This window comes from Streptomyces sp. NBC_00310, from assembly GCF_036208085.1.
Lineage (GTDB): Bacteria > Actinomycetota > Actinomycetes > Streptomycetales > Streptomycetaceae > Streptomyces.
On the sequence record NZ_CP130714.1, the window covers coordinates 10,158,095 to 10,174,946 of the forward strand.

The following is a 16,852-nucleotide window of genomic DNA, read 5'->3' on the forward strand; positions in this document are numbered from 1 at the left end:
CTTGCCCACCCCGCTCGACCACGAGTTCGTCCGCGCGGCGGCCCGCGCCGCCGACCAGCAGGCCGCCCCGCTCGCGGCACGCCCCGACGAGGAACCCGCCGGTGTGCCGCACCGTGGTCTGGCGCGGCGGGTCAAGACCCTGGTCGCGGCCTACCGTTCCCCGGACTCGGCACTGCACGGCAGAGGGCAGGCCGTCGCCGCCGCGACGACCCATCTCCGCGCCCTGCGGGCCACGCAGACCACCACCGGCCTCTTCGCCGGCGGCGACAACGTGCAGTCACCGCCGGACTCCGCCTTCACCGTCAACGACGTGTGCGACGCGTACGTCCTCGCCGCCGACGCGGGCCCGGAACTGCGCGACGTCACGGCCGCGCTCGCCGAGATCGCAGGCGCCGCCTCCGGCAGCCTCCTGACGGGCGGGGTGCACACCCCGAACCACCGCTGGGAGCTGTGCGCGGCGCTGGCCCGGCTGCACCGGTCGTTCCCGGACGACCGGCTGCTCGACCGCGTCGAGGAGTGGCTCGCCGAGGGCGTCGACATCGACGCGGAGGGCCTGTACTCGGAACGGAGCGCCAACTACGCGGCCCATGTGTCCAACCCGTCGCTGCTGCTGCTGGCCGAAGTGCTCGGCCGCGCCGACCTGCTGTACGCCGTCGAACGCAATCTCGCCACGACCCTGGACCTGATCAGGCCGGACGGCACGGTGGAGACCGTCCACTCGCGACGGCAGGACCAGTACCACCCGTTCCCGCTGGCGCCCTACCTGCCGCACTACCGGCTGCTCGCGATCCGCACCGGCCGGGGCGACTTCGCCCGGGTGGCGCGGCTGGCGGCTGCCGGCGGTATCGACGACCCCGACCTGCTCGCCGAGACCCTCCTCACCCCGGACCTGTGCCGCGCCCTGCCGGCCCCGACCGCGGAGACCCTTCCGCGCGACCGGTACCTCACCACCGCACGCCTCGCCGCACGCGCCTCGGCCACCGCGCACACGGTGGTGTACGGCGGCTCCGACGTGCCCGAGCACCGGCGCATCCGCTCGGGCCTCGCCTGCAACCCCACCTTCCTGCGCCTGTTCGCCGGCGACGCCGTCCTCGACGCGGTCCGTCTCTCGCGGGGCTTCTTCGACATGGGCCCGTTCCGCGCCGCCGACATGGAACAGCTCGCCGACAACCGGTACCGGCTCACCGAAACCCTCACGGCCGCCTACTACCAGCCGCTCCCGAAGGACGAGAGGCGGGACGACGGCGTCTACCGGCTGGTGGACGACGGACGCTTCTCGGCCTCGATGGCCTTCCCGGACCGGCCTCGGGACGAGGTCTCCCACACGACCCGCGTCGAGGTGGACCTGCGGGAGGACGGCGCCGACCTGCGGATCGACATCAGCGGACCACGGGTGCCCTGGGCTTTCGAACTGACCTTCCGGCCGGGCGGTGTGCCAGAGGGCGCCGTACCGATCGGCGACGGACGCTGGTGCCTGACGAACGGGCCGATGACCTACCGGGTCGGTGACGACGAGATCCTGGTCGAGGCCGGCGTCGAGGCGGGCGAACCGCTCGCCGGGCCGGACCGGAGCGAGGTGCTGCGGTACGACCCGGGTCAGGACCACACCGTGGTGGGCGGCACCGATGCGACGACCGGGAACCGTGTCTACATCGGTGGACTCGGCCCGCACACACTGACCGTCGCACTGCGCGCCCGCAGGCCCGCCCCCGTCGTGTGACTCCGACGAACCATGCCATGACCACCCTGGGCATGAAGGGCTGATCGGAGGCGTACGACGCGGTCCTCGCCGATGTCGTCGAGCAGGCACTCGCGCGCATCACGCCCGAGGGCGAGTCCGCACGGAGGCGTTCACCGCTCTCGTCGGGGACCCGGCGGGCGACGAGCGGGGCGAGGCGACGTTGATGCTCCGCACCTGACCACCGGCCCTACCCGGGCAGCCCGACGATCCCCGCGGACGTCGGGCTGCTTCGTCTACGCCCCCGCATCCACCGCCGGCATCGCCGACTCCGGCACCACCAGGTCCGCGTGACGCCTGGTCGCCGTCACCAGGTCGGCGTTGCGCTGGTCCGTACCGAGAACCCAGGCGACCGCCTCGTCGTGTCCCTTGCCGAACTCCTCGTGGCGGGCGACGAGCCGGCGTAGGCGCTCCCTCTCGTCGAGCTCGCAGAACCAGACCTCGTCGAGGCGGGAGCGGACGCGCGGCCAGAGGCCCGCGTCCACCAGGAGGTAGTTCCCCTCGGTGACGACCAGACGGGCGGTCGGCGGAACCGGGATCGAGCCCGCGACGGGCTGCTCCAAGGTGCGTTCGAACCCCGGCGCGTAGACGACGACATCGTCCTCGTCGCCGCGCAGCCTCTCCAGCAGGGCCGCGTACCCCGCCGCGTCGAACGTGTCCGGTGCGCCCTTGCGGCTCCTGCGGCCGAGGCGGTCGAGTTCGACGTCGGCGAGGTGGAAGCCGTCCATGGGGACATGGGCGACCCAGGGCTCGCCGTCGCCGTTGAGTTCCCGGGTCAGCCGCTCGGCCAGCGTGGTCTTCCCCGCGCCGGGGCCGCCGGTGATCCCGAGGAGGGCGCGATGACCGGGGCGGGCCAGGGAGGCGGCCCGGTGCAGCAGGTCGTCGAAGGTCAGGGGCATGCGCACGACGGTAGACCCCATCCGGCGTACTCGGGCCGAGACCGGGCAGACGAGCCCTGCGTCGGTCTGAGCGAGAAAGGCGGAAGGTGCCGGATGAGAGAGAGGTCCTGGTCGGAGCCCCACGACGAACACGAGGCGGTGCCGGAGGAACTGGCGCGGCTGCGCGCGGAGGTACGGCAGCTGCGCACCCGGATGGAGGGCCGGCCGCTGGTCGCCCAGGCCCAGGGCATGCTGCGGGAGCGCTATGTCCTGCCGGACGCCGAGACCGCGTTCGCGCTGCTCCAGCGGGCCTCGCAGCAGTACAACGTCAAGCTGCGCACCCTGGCCGAGGCGGCGGTGAGCGCACCGCGTCCGGACGGCCGGAGCGCCCTGTGGTTCCCCGGCCGGGCCCGGCACGCGGAGCCGACGCTCAGCTTCGAGGAGGCCCGCAACCGCCGTGTCGGACGCGGTAACCGGAGCCAGGTCCTGACCGCCCTCCTCAGCCAGACCCTCGCCGTGGTCGGCACCGGCATGGGCAACGTCCAGGTCGCCGACCGCGCCGAGGGCGGACTGCGCATCGAGCGGCACACGGGACACACGGCGGACTTCGTCGACTTCTTCGCGTACGTCGGCGAGGAGGGCACGTCCTGCGCCAAGGCCGCGCGGGACCTCACCCAGGTCACCGTCCAGGACGTGGCTACGGACCCGGTGTTCACCGAGGACGCCCGCGCGGCGATCCTCAGGGCGGGCAGCCGCGCCTGCCACAGCGTGCCGCTGACCACCCCCTCCGGACTGTGCGTGGGCATGGTCTCGGCCCACTTCGAACGTCCGACGCAGGGGCTGACACGCGCTCAGACCAAGGCGTTGAGCGTCGTGGGCGCCGAAGTCGGCGAGTGGCTGGCCTGGTACGACCGGACCGTCGTCCTGGACGCCCTGGAACACCTCCACACCCTCGGCCGCGCCCACGGCGGCGGCAGCATCAGCCGACGGTGAGCGGTTCCCGCGGGCCCGGCCCACTGAACGGACCCAGGCCTCGCCCCGTCAGGCCGTCAGCCGCAGAACGTGGACTCCAGCGTGCGGTTGACGGTCGTGTACACCGTGCTGTTGTTGGACGTGTTGGCGAACGACGTCACGCTGCGCTTGCCGCTCTTCGAGGTGAACGCCCAGGTGTAATAGCCCTGCACGGTCCCCGTGTGCCCGTACACCGAGACGCCGCACGACAGATCACGCCGGCGCAGTCCCAGGCCGTACGCCTGGGTGCTGTTCACCGGCGTCCACTTCAGCATCTGCTTCAGCTGGGCGGCCGAGGTGAGCCTCCCCTGCACCAGCGCGGCCATGAACTTGTTCAGGTCCTTGGCGCTGGACACCAGGGCCCCCGCGCTCTGCGCCCACGACGTCGTCTGCAGCGTCGAGTCGATCTTCTTCCCGGTGGAGTCGGCGGTCATGTAGCCGCGGGAGTGCTTGCCGGGGATCGTGTTCTTCGGGTGGACGTAGAACGTGTCGGCCAGCTTCAGCGGCTTGATGATCCGGTTCTGGTACTCGGTCGCCACCGACTTCTTGGTGAGCTTCTCGATGAGCATGCCCGCGACCACGAAGTTGGCGTTCGAGTACGAGTAGACCGCGCCCGGCTTGCCGGTGAGCGGCTCGGCGAGCGACAGGTCCATCAGCTGGCGGTAGGTGAAGACCTTGTTGCGCACCTTCTCGAAGCCCGACACGCTGGGGGAGAAGAGGGTGTTGGCGTAGTCGTACAGCCCGCTGCGGTGGCTGAGCACATGGCGCACGGTGATCCGCTTGTCGGGGAGCAGCCCCGGCAGATACGTGTTGACGGAGGAGTCGAGCTTGATCTTGCCCTCGTCGACCAGCTGGAGCAGGACCACCGCCGTGAACGTCTTGGTGATGCTGCCGACGCGGATGCGGTCCCCGGTGCCGAGGGCCCGCTTGGTGGACCGGTCCGCGACACCTTCGGCCAGATGATGCACCGTGCCGTTGTCGTCGATCCTGGCGAACGCGCCCGGCGCCCCCTGCGACAGCGCCGTGCGCAGGACTTTGCGTAGTCCGGCCGTATCGGGGCCCGCGGCCGGGGCAGCCTGGGCGGGGACCGTCAGGAGGGACAACACGACCGCGCCCAGCGTCGCCACACCCGTGCCCACCGTTCTCGAAACCATCTGATTCGTCTCCCGTTGCTTTCCGTCATCGACAGATTGCATTGGAGTCGAGCGATCACGGAGAGTCAAGTAGCCTGGTGCGCAGGCGAGTTGAGCGACTCGAAAGAGGGACAGTCCGATGGATCGGTTTCAGCCGCCGAAGAGCTGGGTCCAGTACGTGCCGGCCGCGCCGCCTCCGGCGAAGCCGATACCTATATGGGTGAAACCGGGTTTGAGGATGTTCGCCCGGTGCCCGGGGCTGTTCATCCAGCCGCGCACGACCTCGGCGGCGGAACGCTGGCCGCATGCGATGTTCTCCCCGATGGACCGCCGGGTGGAGCCGGCCGCCGCCGCGCGGTGCCAGGGTTCGCTGCCGTCGGGGGAGGTGTGCGCGTAGAAGGCCCGCGCCACCATGTCGGCGCTGTGCGCCTGGGCGGCGTCGGTGAGGAGGGGGTCGGGGGCGAGCGGCGGCAGTCCGGCGGCGGCACGCTCGGCGTTGGTGAGGGTGATGACCTCCGTGGCCGTCCGGCGCAGGCCGTCGGGGGAGAAGGGGTGGGCCCACAGTGCCGTCCAGAACACGGTTCCTGAGCGGGGGTCGGTCGCGTGGCCCAGGCCGGTCTCGCTGTAGGTGGGTTCGCAGAGGGTCTGCCTGGCCTGTCGGTCGGAGAGGCAGTAGTCCACGAACTCGGCGGGGGTGCGGGGGCCGGAGACCAGGTGTTCGCCGATGGTCAGATAGGCGTAGCCGCCGGTGGTGACGCGTCGGTAGACGGACACGCCGTCTCCGCCTTCCGAGGCGAGTCGGCGCTGTGCGGCCATCGCCGCGGCGTGGGCCTGGGCCGCTGCCGACAGCCGGGCGTTGAGGGAGACGGGTGGGGAACCCGCGGCGGTGCGGGTGGAGTTGACCAGGCCGAGGAAGCCGTTCGTGGCGGGTGCGGGCGGGGCGGTCCGCGCGGTGCGGGCCGGTGGGGTCCGGTCCGGCGGTTCCCCGTGCCCCTGTCGGTCCGGCGGTTCCCCGTGCCCCTGTCGGGGCGCGGGTGTGGGCGCTTCTTCCTCCAGCACCTCCACGCCGAAGTCCCTCGCGATGCCCGCCAGGCCGTCCGCGTAGCCCTGGCCCAGTGCCCGTAGCTTCCAGCCCCCGCCCCTGCGGTACAGCTCCGCCAGGAGCAGTACGGTCTCGCGCTGGGGCCGCGGCGGTGTGAAGCGGGCGACGGTGCGGCCGGCGGGCGCTGTGACGAGCAGGGTGGGGGCGGGCAGGTGGCCCAACGGCGTGTCCGGGTCGGCCGGGCTGATCGCGAGGGTGAGGCGGGTCGCGCCGGGACGGAGTCGGGGTGGGTCCACCGCCAGGGTTTCGCCGGTGAGGCGGGCGCCCGGGGCCGTGGGCTGGTTGTAGAAGACGAAGTCGGCGTCGCCGCGGACCTTGCCGGTGTCGTCGGTGATGAGGGCGGACAGGTCGAAGGGGCCCGGCACCCTGATCGTCAGGGTGCCGTTCGGCAGGGGGAGGTTGCCCCCCGGTGTCAGCTCGCTCATCGGTGCCGTCCGTCGCAGTGACCGTCAGCCCGACAACGTCTCATCCCCGCAGGGCGGTTCCCGTGCCCTCCTGCCGCTCGGCGGCCAGGGCGTCCTGGCGGCCGGAGCGCATGGATTTGAGGGCCAGGAGGAGGACGCCGATGTCGTCCAGGTAGACCGGGTCCGGTACGAGGTCGGTCGGGAGGACGAGATAGAGGACGGCGCCCCAGAAGACCCACTTGGGGCCGGTGGGCAGGCCGGCCCGGTTCAGTTCGCGCCGGGTGCGGACCAGCCGTAGGAGCAGCCAGACGGCCACGCCGAGGACGGCGGCCGCGATCAGCGCGATCGCGACGATCACACCCCATGTCCAGGAATCCATCGGTCCGCCCCTCAGTAGGGCCGGGCGGTGTGCCCGGCCTGTGCCCTGCCCATCGTCTTCCCTCCGGAGGCGCCGTGTACCGCGGCGCGCGGGGAGCGGCGCCGGGTCAGTTCGAGGCGCGGGCGAGGTTGTGGTCCACCAGGGCCTGGCTGACGGCCCGGATGGAGCGGGCCATGTGGTTCAGCTGCATGACCTCGGCGGCGTACATCTTGATGGTGTGCTCGATGACCGACTCGGACATGCCGAGGCTGGGCAGCTCGGAGCGGGCGGTCTGCAGGGCGGTGCGGGCGACCCGGATCTCGTGCTGGACCTGGATCTGGGCGTGGCGGGCGAGCAGCACGGGGTGGCGCATCATCGCCGGGTAGGTGCCGTAACGGGCCGGCACCAGCTCGCGCAGCCACTTGGCGGCGGACCTCTCCCAGTCGTAACTGCCGGGTGTCTTGACCTGACACGGCCAGTCCGTGCGGAGGGGCGAGGAGGTGAGGGCCATGTTCAACGCTCCGGTCTTGCATCGACGCCATTGGGTGCAGCGGGTGTGGAGTCTGGGCGGCCCCGGTCTAGGGGATGGCCGGGGCCGCCTCACCCGGGGCGCCGTTGCGGGTAGGAGCGGACGGACCCGGGTGGACGTCGCGATCCGGAATCCCACCGGGTCGCGATCCGGGAGCAGTATTTATATATACCGATGAGTTTGCAAGAACATGAAAAAATTCATGAAGAACGGGCCCATTCCCGGCTCAGTCCCGGAGGAAGAACTGGTGGTGCTCCGAGACCTGCTCGTACGCCTCCAGACGGGCCTGGGTGCGCTCGGGGTCGGCGTCGGTCATGGCCTGGAGCAGGGCGGAGGACATCATCACGGGGGCGGCGTAGGAGTCGAAGACCAGGCGTGAGCCGGTACCGGTGGCGAAGACGGCGTCGGCCTCGTCCGCGAGTGGCCCGAGCGCCAGGTCGGTGACCAGGGCCACCCTCAGCCCGGCACCGTGGGCGACCCGCAGTGCGGTCAGGGTCTCCTGCGCGTGCCGGGGCATGGAGAACGCCAGCACCCAGGTGCCGCCCGCCTCCCTGGACTGCAGCAGGGCGTCGTAGGCGACCGTGCCGCCCTTGGTCACCAGTCGGACGTCGGGATGGATACGGCGGGCGGCGTACGCGAAGTACTCGGCGAGCGCTCCGGAGATCCTGAGGCCGAGGACGGTCAGCGGGGCCGAGCGGGACAGGGCCCGGCCGATCTCGATCACCTGGTCGGGGTCGGCGAAGTCGCGCCGCAGGTTCTCCAGGTTCTCGATCTCGGCGTCCACGGCGGCCTGGAGTTCGTTGCTGCGGTCCGCGGCGGAGATGCCCGGGGCGCTGCCGAGGGTGGCGAGGGCGATGGCCTGGAGCCGCTCGCGCAGCGCGGGGTAGCCGCTGAAGCCGACGGCCGCGGCGAACCGGGTCACCGAGGGCTGGCTCACGCCGACCCGCTCCGCGAGATCCGTGATCGACAGGAACGCGGCCTCGGTGATGTGCTCGATCAGGTACTGGGCGATCCGCCGCTGCCCGGGGGAGAGCCGGGGGCCGTCGAACAGTTCCCTGAGCCGGGACGTGGGCGACTGCTCGGTCTCCGGGGCGGTCCGTCCGGACGTGATCGCTGATGCCTGCGCACGTGCCTGCTGCGGCGATGGCACCCGCGTGCCTCCTTCGTCTCCCACGAGCACTCAACATAGCCCACGGCCCGTGCGGCCCCCGGCGGATCGGGCCACGCTCCCGGGCGGCGGGGCGGCGGGGCGGCGGGGCGGCGGGGCGGCGGGGCGGGCTTCGCCATCGGCCGGGTGCCCTCGGGCGCGACCTGCGAGAACCCCGTTTCGGGCACACCATGGGGGTACCCGGGGTACCCGCACCCTGTCGTTCACACGAGGGAGAAGGCTCGTGACCCTGCCCAGTCTGCCCGTGTCCCAGGTCGAGGTCGTGCTCTGCGACTGCTCGGCCCAGGACGCCGAACGTGTCTTCGCCTGTCTGCGCACCCACTTCGAGACGGACCGGAGCCCCGACGACCCGCCGCACGAGACCGGCACCGACCGGCCGACGATGTGGACCGGGATGTACGACACGGCCGCGGCCGTCGCCGCCGGCGCGGGGGAACACCCCGAGCCGCCGTCCGCGCCCGTCACGGTCGAGGTCCAGGGCAGTCCACCGGCCGTACGGCTGCTGCGGGAGGCCCTGGAGGAGGCGTACAGCGTCAGCCAGGTGGGCGTGGACGCCGGTGACCAGGAAGTTCAGCTCCAACTGCGGGTCGAGGGGCGGGAGGGGCGCGGCTGATGACGACTCTGGGGGTGGGGCGCGGGCGTGCCGCGCGGGGTTCGGTGACGGAGGGCGCGGCCCGGGCCGGGCTGACCGCGCGCGGCGTCATCTATCTGCTGGTCGGGGCGCTGGCCCTGCAGATCGCCTTCGGCGGGAGCTCGGAGCAGGCCGACCGGCAGGGCGCGCTGGAGGAGATCTCCGAGAAGCCGCTGGGTTCGGTGATGCTGTGGGCCCTGGGCATCGGCCTGGTGGGCATGGCGCTGTGGCGGCTGTCGGAGGCCGTGTTCGGCGCGGCGGGCCAGGACGGCCGCAAGTGGACCAAACGCCTGGCGTCCGCCGCGCGCTTCGTCTTCTACGCCTTCGTCGCCTACTCGGTGCTGACCTTCGCGGCGGGTGAGGGCGGCGGGGGCGGCGGTTCCAGCGACGAGCAGTCCCGGGACGTGACGGCCCGGGCCCTCGAACTCCCCGGCGGCCAGTGGCTCGTGGGCGCCGCGGGCGTCGGTGTGATCGCCGCGGGCGGGTGGATCGGCGTACGGGCCGCGATGCGCTCGTACCACAAGCACCTCAGGTTCGGCGAGATGTCCCGGCGGACACGCCGGCTCGTCGACGTGACGGGTGTGGCCGGCGGGGTCGCGCGCGGCCTGGTGTTCGCGACGGCCGGCGTCTTCGCCGTCCGTGCCGCGATCGCGTACGAACCGGACGAGGCCAAGGGCCTCGACGACACCCTTCGCTCCTTCGCCGAGTCCCCCGTCGGCCCGGCGCTCCTCGCGTGCGTCGCGTTCGGGCTGATGCTGTTCGGGCTGTTCTCCTTCGCCATGGCGCGCTGGCGCAAGGTGTGAGGGTGAGGGTCGGGAGCCGATTCGCTCAAGGGAGCCGATTCGCTCAAGGGAACAGTCGGTCGAGGAAGGTGTTGCCGTACACCCGGTGCGGATCGAGCCGGTCCAGGATCTCCGTCGCGCCGTCCCAGCCCGGCCCCTCACCGTCGTCGAAGGACTCCGGTACGACGGTGCCGAGCACCTCCTCGTCGCTCCAGGCGGCCTCGTCCGTGTAGGCCCACCCCTTGGACCACTCGACCCGGGTGAGGGCATGTCCACCGTCGTACGTCGTGAGCAGGAACCGCTCCAGCTCGCGGAAGAACGCCTCGGCGTCCGGTGTTCCCGGCAGGGTCAGCACGTCCAGCCACACGGCGGTGTCCCATGCGGGCCGGTCGGCGCGGGGCCGTAGCGCCGACAGCAGCGGGGCACGGGCGCCGGCCACCCCGACGTCCGCGGGGTCGTCGAGCCCGGTCACCCGGATCTCGACCGAGCCGTTGACGGGGTACCGCCCCTGGGCCGCGTACGTGGTGAGCCGTTCGCGGTAGAACGCGGCGAACTCGGAGACCACGCGCTGCACCTGGTCCCGCGAGGTGAGCACCGCGTACCCGTTCGCCGTCACCCGCAGCGTCGTCGGCTTCAGGTAGAGCAGCGTGTTCTTCGACGGCCCCCAGATGTCCGCAGACAGCGTGGTCGTCAGCCCCAGCGAGGCCGTGGTCAGCTGCGCGTTGCCCAGCACCGGGGCCAGATACCAGGCGGCGTCGGACGTCATCCGCCCGACGAGGTCGGCGACGACGGTCGGCACGTTGTCCGAGAAGGGATAGTTGTACGGCGAGGTCACGCGGCGGGAGGCCGGCGGGCGGGTCGGCTCGACGCTCCACACCTTGAACCAGGGGAACTCGGTGAACGCGAACCAGATCGCCTCCAGGCGCCCCGCCTCGTCCAGGAAGCTCGCGAAGGTACGCCCGTCGCCGCCGGGCGCGGCGAACAACTCCGCAGCGGGAATGTCCGTCCGGCTCAGGCACCGCAGATTGCTGTTCGCCCCCACCCGCAGTACGAACTCGGTGACCAGCGCCCGCCCGACATGGGTGAGCAGCGCGGCACCGTCCGCGTCGTCCCGCGTGAACGTCCGCAGCACGTACGCGCCGCTGTCGGCGTCCCACACCACCGCCGTCAGCGACAGCACGAGATTGCTGAGCGAGCCGTACGTGTGACCGGGCGGCCGCGTCTCCCCGTCCGCCGGTACGGCCGTGCCGTGGGCGTCGACGGCGAGGGCGCCGCCGATCGAGAGGTCCCCGGGAGCCGGGCAGGCCGTCACCCCGAGGCCATGGCCCTCCAGGAAGGTCAGCAGCCCTTCCAGCGTGGCGCCGGAGCCCACGCGGACGGCGGCGGGGTCGGTCGACTCCAGAGTCACGCCGGTGAGGTGCGCGGTCGTGTCGACGAGCATCACCGGGGCGCCGGAGCCGGTACCGGGGGTGATGGTGAGCGGCGACCAGCCGTGGGAGAGGCCGCGTGCCCGGACCGTCCAGCCCTGCTGCCGGGCCCAGTTGACCACCGCCACCACCTGGTCCGCGTCGGCGGGCGCGCACGCCCACAGCCCGGCGGCGGTGATCTCCCCGCCCCAGTTGCGGTACGCCGACCTGTACAGCTCGACGTCCGAGGGGAAACCGGGCAGTTCGGCCGCTGCGGCGGCCGGGTCCTGGCGGACGAACTGCGGGGTGAGGGCGAGCACGGCCGCGCCGAGGAGGAACCCCCGGCGGGACGTTTCTGAAGAGTCGGTCACCACAGCCACGCTAGGCCGGGAATTGACACAAGTGACCGATCCGCCAACTGGATTCACTCGTGAGAGTGAACGAGGGGGGTGTGTGCCTGGTCATCGGGGGCACAGCGCCAATGAGGGAAGGGAACATCGACCCAACCGGGAGGATGCGTGACCGAGGTGCAGGGCAGCCAGGGCAGAGGCCGGGACGAGACCGAGGACGAGCGTGCCGACCGCCGCTGGAGCGAACTCATCCAGGAGGTGCGGGTCGCCCAGACCGGTGTGCAGATCCTGTTCGGCTTCCTGCTCACCGTCGTCTTCACCCCGCGCTACGACGACCTGGCGCAGACCGAGAAGACCATCTACATCGTCACCGTCGTCCTCGGCGCCGCCGCCACCGGGGCTCTGATCGGCCCCGTCTCCTTCCACCGGATCGTCGCCGGACGCCGCATCAAGCCGGCCGCCGTGAAGTGGGCGGGGCGGCTGACCGTCGTCGGCCTGGTCCTGCTGCTGGCCACCATGACGGCGGCGCTGCTGCTCATCCTGCGCGTGGCCACCCACGACGAGTACGTGCCCTGGCTGGTGGGATGCGTGCTCCTGTGGTACCTGCTGTGCTGGTTCGTGCTCCCGACAGCGATCCGCCGCCGCCACGCCGGCGACTGACACCGGGCGCCGTCACACCGGCGGGTGACATCCGCCGTTGGCGTGAATGGCGGTGTTGCCCGTGCGCCGTGTGGTACGCGAGCGTGCGGTGCCATGGACCGTGACCAGAGTCGCCTCACCCCGCCCCTGACCCGCCGTCAACTCCTCGCCGCCACCGGGGCCACCGGGGCCGCCGCGGTCCTCGGCACCACCGGTACGGCGGCACCCGCCGTCGCCCGGCCCCACACCCCCGGCGCCGGTCCGTCCCTCACCTTCACCCGGGTCACCAACGGCTCGGCGACCCTCGCACCCGCCGGCGACACACTGATCGCCGAGATCCAGAGCGGCCTGTGGTCCCTGCCGCGCGGCGGCGGCAAGGCGGTCCCCCTCACTCCGGCCGGCCTCGAACCCAACCGGCCCACGTACTCCCCGGACGGCGGTCTCATCGCGTTCTGCGCCTACCAGGGCGGCGGCTTCCACATCTGGACCATGCGCCCCGACGGCTCCGAGCTGGAGCAGCGCACCGACGGGCCCTGGGACGACCGGGGCCCGGCCTGGTCGCCCGACGGCACCCTGCTCGCCTTCGGCTCCGAACGCGGCGGCGACCCCGGCGGTCCCTCCCACGCAAGCCCGTACCGCGTCCACGTCCTGGACCTCGGCACCGGCGACATCACCCGCGTCACCGGCCTGCCCGGCCAGGACGGCCCCCTCCAGGACGGCCCGTGGGAGGACTTCGACCCCACCTGGTCACCGGACGGCACCCGGCTCCTCTTCGTGCGCGCCAAGGTCGTCACCTCGGGCACGACCCCTGCCGTCGAGTCCCGCACCGTGGCCGCCGTGGCCGCGGACGGCACCGGCCCGGTGACGGTCGAGCACACCGAGACCGCTGCCGCCCAGGTCATGACCCCCGCCCTCGCCCCCGACGGCCGCCTCGCCTATCTGCGCACCACCGCCTCCCCGAACGGCTCCTGCACCCTCGTCGTCGCCGGAGAGCCCGTCCCGGTCGACGGCGACCTCGCCCCCGTACCGCCCCGCTGGACGGCCGACGGCGAGCTGCTGCTCACGCTGGACGGCCGGTTCACCCTCGTACGCCCCGAGGAACCCGCGCGGCCCGAAGCCATCCCCTTCGAGGGCGTGCTCCCGGTGGACCGGCCGCGCTACCGGGTCAAGGAGTACGACCTCGGCCAGGCGCGCGTACGGCCCGTGCGGGGCATCCACCTGCCCGCACTGTCGCCCGACGGCCGCAGAATCGCCTTCGCCGCACTCAACTCGCTCTGGCTGGCCGGTACTTCGGGCGGGCACCCGCCGAAGAGGCTGCGGAAGTCGCCGCCCACCCGCTGGCTCCTCGCGCCCACCTGGGCACCCGACGGCAGGTCCCTCGTCTACGCCGACGACCGCGACGGGCTCCTCGGCGTGTACCGACACGATCTGGCCACCGGCGACGAGACCGCGCTCGCCACCGGCGGCCGGGTCATGCCCGCACTCTCGCCCGACGGTGAGCGCCTCGCGAGCCTCGACATGGCCGGACGACTCGTCGTACGGGACCTGACGAGCGGCGAGGAGCGCGTCCTCGTGGCGCCGCTCGGCGGGGGCGGAATCCCGGGCAGGCCGAGCTGGTCGCCCGACGGCCGCTCCCTCGCGCTGTGCGATCGCAACCGCCTCGGCGCCCGCTTCCGCGAGGGCTACAACCTGATCCGGATCGTCGACGCCACGACCGGCGCCGACCGGCTGCACGCGGTCGCGCCCCACACCTCGATCGCCGACCGGTACGACTCCGGGCCCGTCTGGTCGCCCGACGGCCGCTGGATGGCCGTGATCGTCGAATCCGCGCTCTGCCTGCTGCCCGTCGCTCCCGACGGCACCCCGCGCGGGAAACTCCGCACCCTCACCACCGAACCCGCCGACCACCCCACCTGGTCCGGCGACTCCAGGACCCTCCTCTACCAGTCGGGCACCCGCCTGCGCCTCATCGACGTCTCCGGTGACCACGCCCGAACCGTCCGGGTGCCGCTCGACCGCACGCGGCCGACACCCGCCGACACCGTCGTCCACGCCGGGCGCCTGTGGGACGGCACCGGCGAGACGGTCCGCGACGACGTCGACATCGTCGTACGCGGCGGCCGCGTCACCGCCGTCGAACCCCACCGGGGCAACCGCCGGGCCGCCCTCCGCCGGGTCGACGCCTCCGCGCACACCGTGCTCCCCGGCCTGTGGGACACCCACACCCACCCCTGGCAGAGCACCTACGGCGGACGCCAGGCCACCGGACAGCTCACGTACGGCATCACCACCGCCGTGTCCCTCGGCGGATTCGCCTACGAACAGGTCCGCATCCGCGAGGAGGTGAACGCCGGCCGGCTCGCCGGACCCCGGCTGCTCACCACCGGCGAACTCCTCGACGGCGCACGGGTCGCGTACAGCATGGGACGCGCCCACCGGACGAAGGCGGGCCTGAGCCGCACCTTGGAACGCGGCGCCGCACTCGACTGGGACTTCGTCAAGACCTATGTACGGGCGCCCGGCTGGGTGATGAGCGAGGCCGCGCACTTCGCCCACGACCGCCTCGGCGTCCGCACGGGCGGGCACCTGCTCTCCCCGGGCGTACAGCTGGGCCAGGACCTGACGACCCATCTCCAGGCCACCCAGCGTGCCGAGTTCGGCCACGCCATCACCGCGAGCGGACGAGCCCACGAGGACGTGGTGGAGATCTACACCGGGCAGGGCGTGGACTTCTCCCTCATCGCCACCCCCTTCACCGCCGCGCCGCTCATGGGCGCGGATCCGACCCTCGCCGACGATCCCCGGGTCACGGTCGTGATGACGCCGTGGGACGCCGCCCTCGTGCGACAGGGCGCGGGCATTCCGCCGACGCCAGCCCAACTCGCCGCACTGCGCGCCGAGACCGACATCTACCGGCGGATCCTGGCGGCCGACGGCATCGTCGCCCTCGGCACCGACCAGCCGCTCGGCCCCGTCGGCCTCTTCCTCCACATCGCCCTGCGCGCCCTGCACGCCGGCGGCCTCACCCCCGCCGAGACCCTGCGTACCGCGACCGCCCTCCCGGCCCGTCTCTTCGGCCTCGACGACGACCTCGGCACGGTCGAGACGGGCAAGCTCGCGGACCTGACCGTCGTCGACGGCGACCCCTTCACCGACTTCGCCGACCTCGTCCGTACGGTGTCGGTCCTGCGTGGCGGAACCCCTTACACCACCGAGGAGTTGGTGGCCGCGTACCGGCCCACGGCCCGGCGCGTGAAGGCCGCCGGGACCGAGGAGGACTGGCTGGAGGTCGGACGGCTGATGCGCCGGGACGGCTGCTGCCACGACGGCCACTGAGGGAGGTCCGCCTCAGCCTCAGGGGCCCGAAGCCCGGGCGGTCGCCGGCCGAGGGCCCTGAGACGCGGCCTTGCCAGGGTCTAGTGGTCGGTCTCCTTGCCGATGAACAGTTCCGCGAACGTCGACGCCGCGGCGGGGGAGCCGAGGACGCGACGGAGCCGGGCGGTCGCGGCGCCCGCCCGGAACGGATCGCCGGACGACGGCCCGTGGAGCAGCTCCGCCAGCCACTGCGAGAACTCCTGGTAGTGCCAGACCCGGCGCAGACAGGCCTCCGAGTAGCCGCGCAGCCCGCTGTCGTCACCCTTGCCGAGGGAGGCGATCAGCGCGTCCGCGAGAAGCAGGGAGTCGTGGAGCGCGAGGTTCATGCCCTTCGCGGCGATCGGCGCGACGAGGTGGGCCGCGTCCCCCGCGAGGAACAGCCGGCCGTACGCCATCGGCTCGGTGACGTAGTTGTGCAGGTCGAGCACCCGCTTCTCGACGAGTGGGCCCTCGGTGAGCGGGCGGGTGCCGGGGACGGCCAGCCGGGTGTGCAGCTCGGACCAGACCCGTTCGTCCGGCCAGTTCGCCGGGTCGTCGCCGGCCGGGACCTCCAGGTAGTAGCGGGTGACCTCGGGGCTGCGCGCCATGTGCCCGGCGAAGCCCCGGGCGTGCACCCCGAGGATGACGCAGTCGGACGACGGCGGCGCCTCGGCGAGCAGTGCCAGCCATCCGACGCCGTGGTCGTGCCGGGCGACAGTGGCGTGCTCGGCCGGCAGGGCGGCCCGGGTGACACCGCGCGCGCCGTCGCAGCCGGCGACGAACTCGCAGTGCAGGAGGCGTCGTTCGCCGGTCGCCGGATCCACGTACGACACGGACGGCCGCTCGCTGTCGATGTCGTGCAGCCGGACATCGCGCACGCCGAAGCGGATGTCGCCGCCCCGGACGTCCGCGTACTCCCTGACCAGGTCCGTCACGAGCAGCGGCTGCGGGTACACGTAGTGGTGATGGCCGGTGATCTCCGTGTACGGGAACCGCCGCCGCTCACCGGCGAAGCGGAACTCGAACTCCGTGTGCACCGGCGCCCGTTCCAGGAGCCGGTCGGCCAGTCCGCGCCGTTCCAGCGCGCGCACCGCCCACTCCTCCAGGAACCCGGCCCGGGGCCGCCGCTCGATGAACTCCCTGCTCTCGGTCTCCAGCACCACACAGTCCACGGCGGCGGCCCGCAGGATGTTGCCGACGGTCAGCCCGGCGGGTCCGGCACCGACGATGACGACCGGGGTGCGCTCGGCCGGGGCGGAGCCCGAGAGGGGGGTGGGGGTGGTCACCCGAGCATTATGCCGGGTGCCGGGTGAGCGGCTTCAAGTGACGGTGAGCGGCTTCAAGTGACGTGGAGGGCAAGGCTGTTGAG

The 16,852-nt window shown here is 72.6% G+C and carries 14 protein-coding genes; 6 read left to right on the top strand and 8 right to left on the bottom strand.

Annotation, left to right across the window (positions count from 1 at the left end):
* Nucleotide 1: 1 nt before the first annotated feature.
* A complete protein-coding gene (locus OG202_RS44305) occupies nt 2-1,720 on the top strand; it encodes a hypothetical protein (protein WP_328224561.1) in 1,719 nt (572 codons plus the stop codon).
* A 254-nt stretch (nt 1,721-1,974) separates the two neighbouring features.
* Here the strand turns inward: OG202_RS44305 and OG202_RS44310 are convergent, their stop codons facing one another.
* Complete coding sequence (locus tag OG202_RS44310; protein WP_328224562.1) at nt 1,975-2,637, bottom strand: nucleoside/nucleotide kinase family protein; 663 nt, start codon at nt 2,635-2,637, stop codon at nt 1,975-1,977.
* Between the two features lie 93 nt (nt 2,638-2,730).
* On the opposite strand from OG202_RS44310, the gene OG202_RS44315 reads away from it, so the two are divergent.
* Nucleotides 2,731-3,609, top strand: a complete 879-nt coding sequence (locus tag OG202_RS44315; protein WP_328224563.1) for an ANTAR domain-containing protein — start codon at nt 2,731-2,733, stop codon at nt 3,607-3,609.
* Nucleotides 3,610-3,665: 56 nt separating this feature from the next.
* On the opposite strand, the gene OG202_RS44320 is transcribed toward OG202_RS44315, so the two are convergent.
* The 5 genes from OG202_RS44320 to OG202_RS44340 all read right to left on the bottom strand — a co-directional run bounded on the left by OG202_RS44320 (nt 3,666) and on the right by OG202_RS44340 (nt 8,303).
* Entirely contained in the window at nt 3,666-4,781 is a 1,116-nt protein-coding gene (locus OG202_RS44320) for a serine hydrolase domain-containing protein (RefSeq protein WP_328224564.1), read from the bottom strand.
* 129 nt (nt 4,782-4,910) lie between these two features.
* Nucleotides 4,911-6,287 carry a CAP domain-containing protein gene (locus OG202_RS44325; RefSeq protein ID WP_328224565.1) on the bottom strand — a complete coding sequence of 459 codons (1,377 nt, stop codon included), beginning with the start codon at nt 6,285-6,287 and terminating at the stop codon, nt 4,911-4,913.
* 40 nt (nt 6,288-6,327) lie between these two features.
* Entirely contained in the window at nt 6,328-6,645 is a 318-nt protein-coding gene (locus OG202_RS44330; RefSeq protein ID WP_326574025.1) for a YkvA family protein, read from the bottom strand.
* Between the two features lie 106 nt (nt 6,646-6,751).
* Nucleotides 6,752-7,135 (bottom strand): hypothetical protein, encoded by a 384-nt coding sequence (locus tag OG202_RS44335; protein WP_326574023.1) that lies wholly within the window; start codon nt 7,133-7,135, stop codon nt 6,752-6,754.
* 244 nt (nt 7,136-7,379) lie between these two features.
* The gene (locus tag OG202_RS44340) at nt 7,380-8,303 is read right to left on the bottom strand and encodes a MurR/RpiR family transcriptional regulator (protein WP_327726423.1); all 924 of its coding nucleotides are present in this window, start codon (nt 8,301-8,303) and stop codon (nt 7,380-7,382) included.
* A gap of 241 nt (nt 8,304-8,544) precedes the next feature.
* Between OG202_RS44340 and OG202_RS44345 the strand changes: the two genes are divergently transcribed.
* A complete protein-coding gene (locus OG202_RS44345) occupies nt 8,545-8,934 on the top strand; it encodes a hypothetical protein (protein ID WP_326574019.1) in 390 nt (129 codons plus the stop codon).
* A complete protein-coding gene (locus OG202_RS44350; RefSeq protein ID WP_326574017.1) occupies nt 8,934-9,755 on the top strand; it encodes a DUF1206 domain-containing protein in 822 nt (273 codons plus the stop codon). The genes OG202_RS44345 and OG202_RS44350 overlap by 1 nt, the downstream gene beginning before the upstream one ends.
* Before the next feature lie 43 nt (nt 9,756-9,798).
* On the opposite strand, the gene OG202_RS44355 is transcribed toward OG202_RS44350, so the two are convergent.
* Nucleotides 9,799-11,511, bottom strand: coding sequence for a cholesterol oxidase substrate-binding domain-containing protein (locus OG202_RS44355; RefSeq protein WP_327726422.1), 1,713 nt, complete (start codon nt 11,509-11,511; stop codon nt 9,799-9,801).
* A gap of 147 nt (nt 11,512-11,658) precedes the next feature.
* Between OG202_RS44355 and OG202_RS44360 the strand changes: the two genes are divergently transcribed.
* The gene (locus OG202_RS44360) at nt 11,659-12,150 is read left to right on the top strand and encodes a DUF6328 family protein (protein WP_327726421.1); all 492 of its coding nucleotides are present in this window, start codon (nt 11,659-11,661) and stop codon (nt 12,148-12,150) included.
* Nucleotides 12,151-12,243: 93 nt separating this feature from the next.
* On the top strand, nt 12,244-15,465 hold the full coding sequence (locus tag OG202_RS44365; protein ID WP_328224566.1) for an amidohydrolase family protein: 3,222 nt from the start codon (nt 12,244-12,246) through the stop codon (nt 15,463-15,465).
* Between the two features lie 80 nt (nt 15,466-15,545).
* On the opposite strand, the gene OG202_RS44370 is transcribed toward OG202_RS44365, so the two are convergent.
* Nucleotides 15,546-16,769: a 4-hydroxybenzoate 3-monooxygenase gene (locus tag OG202_RS44370; protein WP_328224567.1), complete on the bottom strand. Its 1,224-nt coding sequence runs from the start codon at nt 16,767-16,769 to the stop codon at nt 15,546-15,548.
* Between the last annotated feature and the right edge of the window lie 83 nt (nt 16,770-16,852).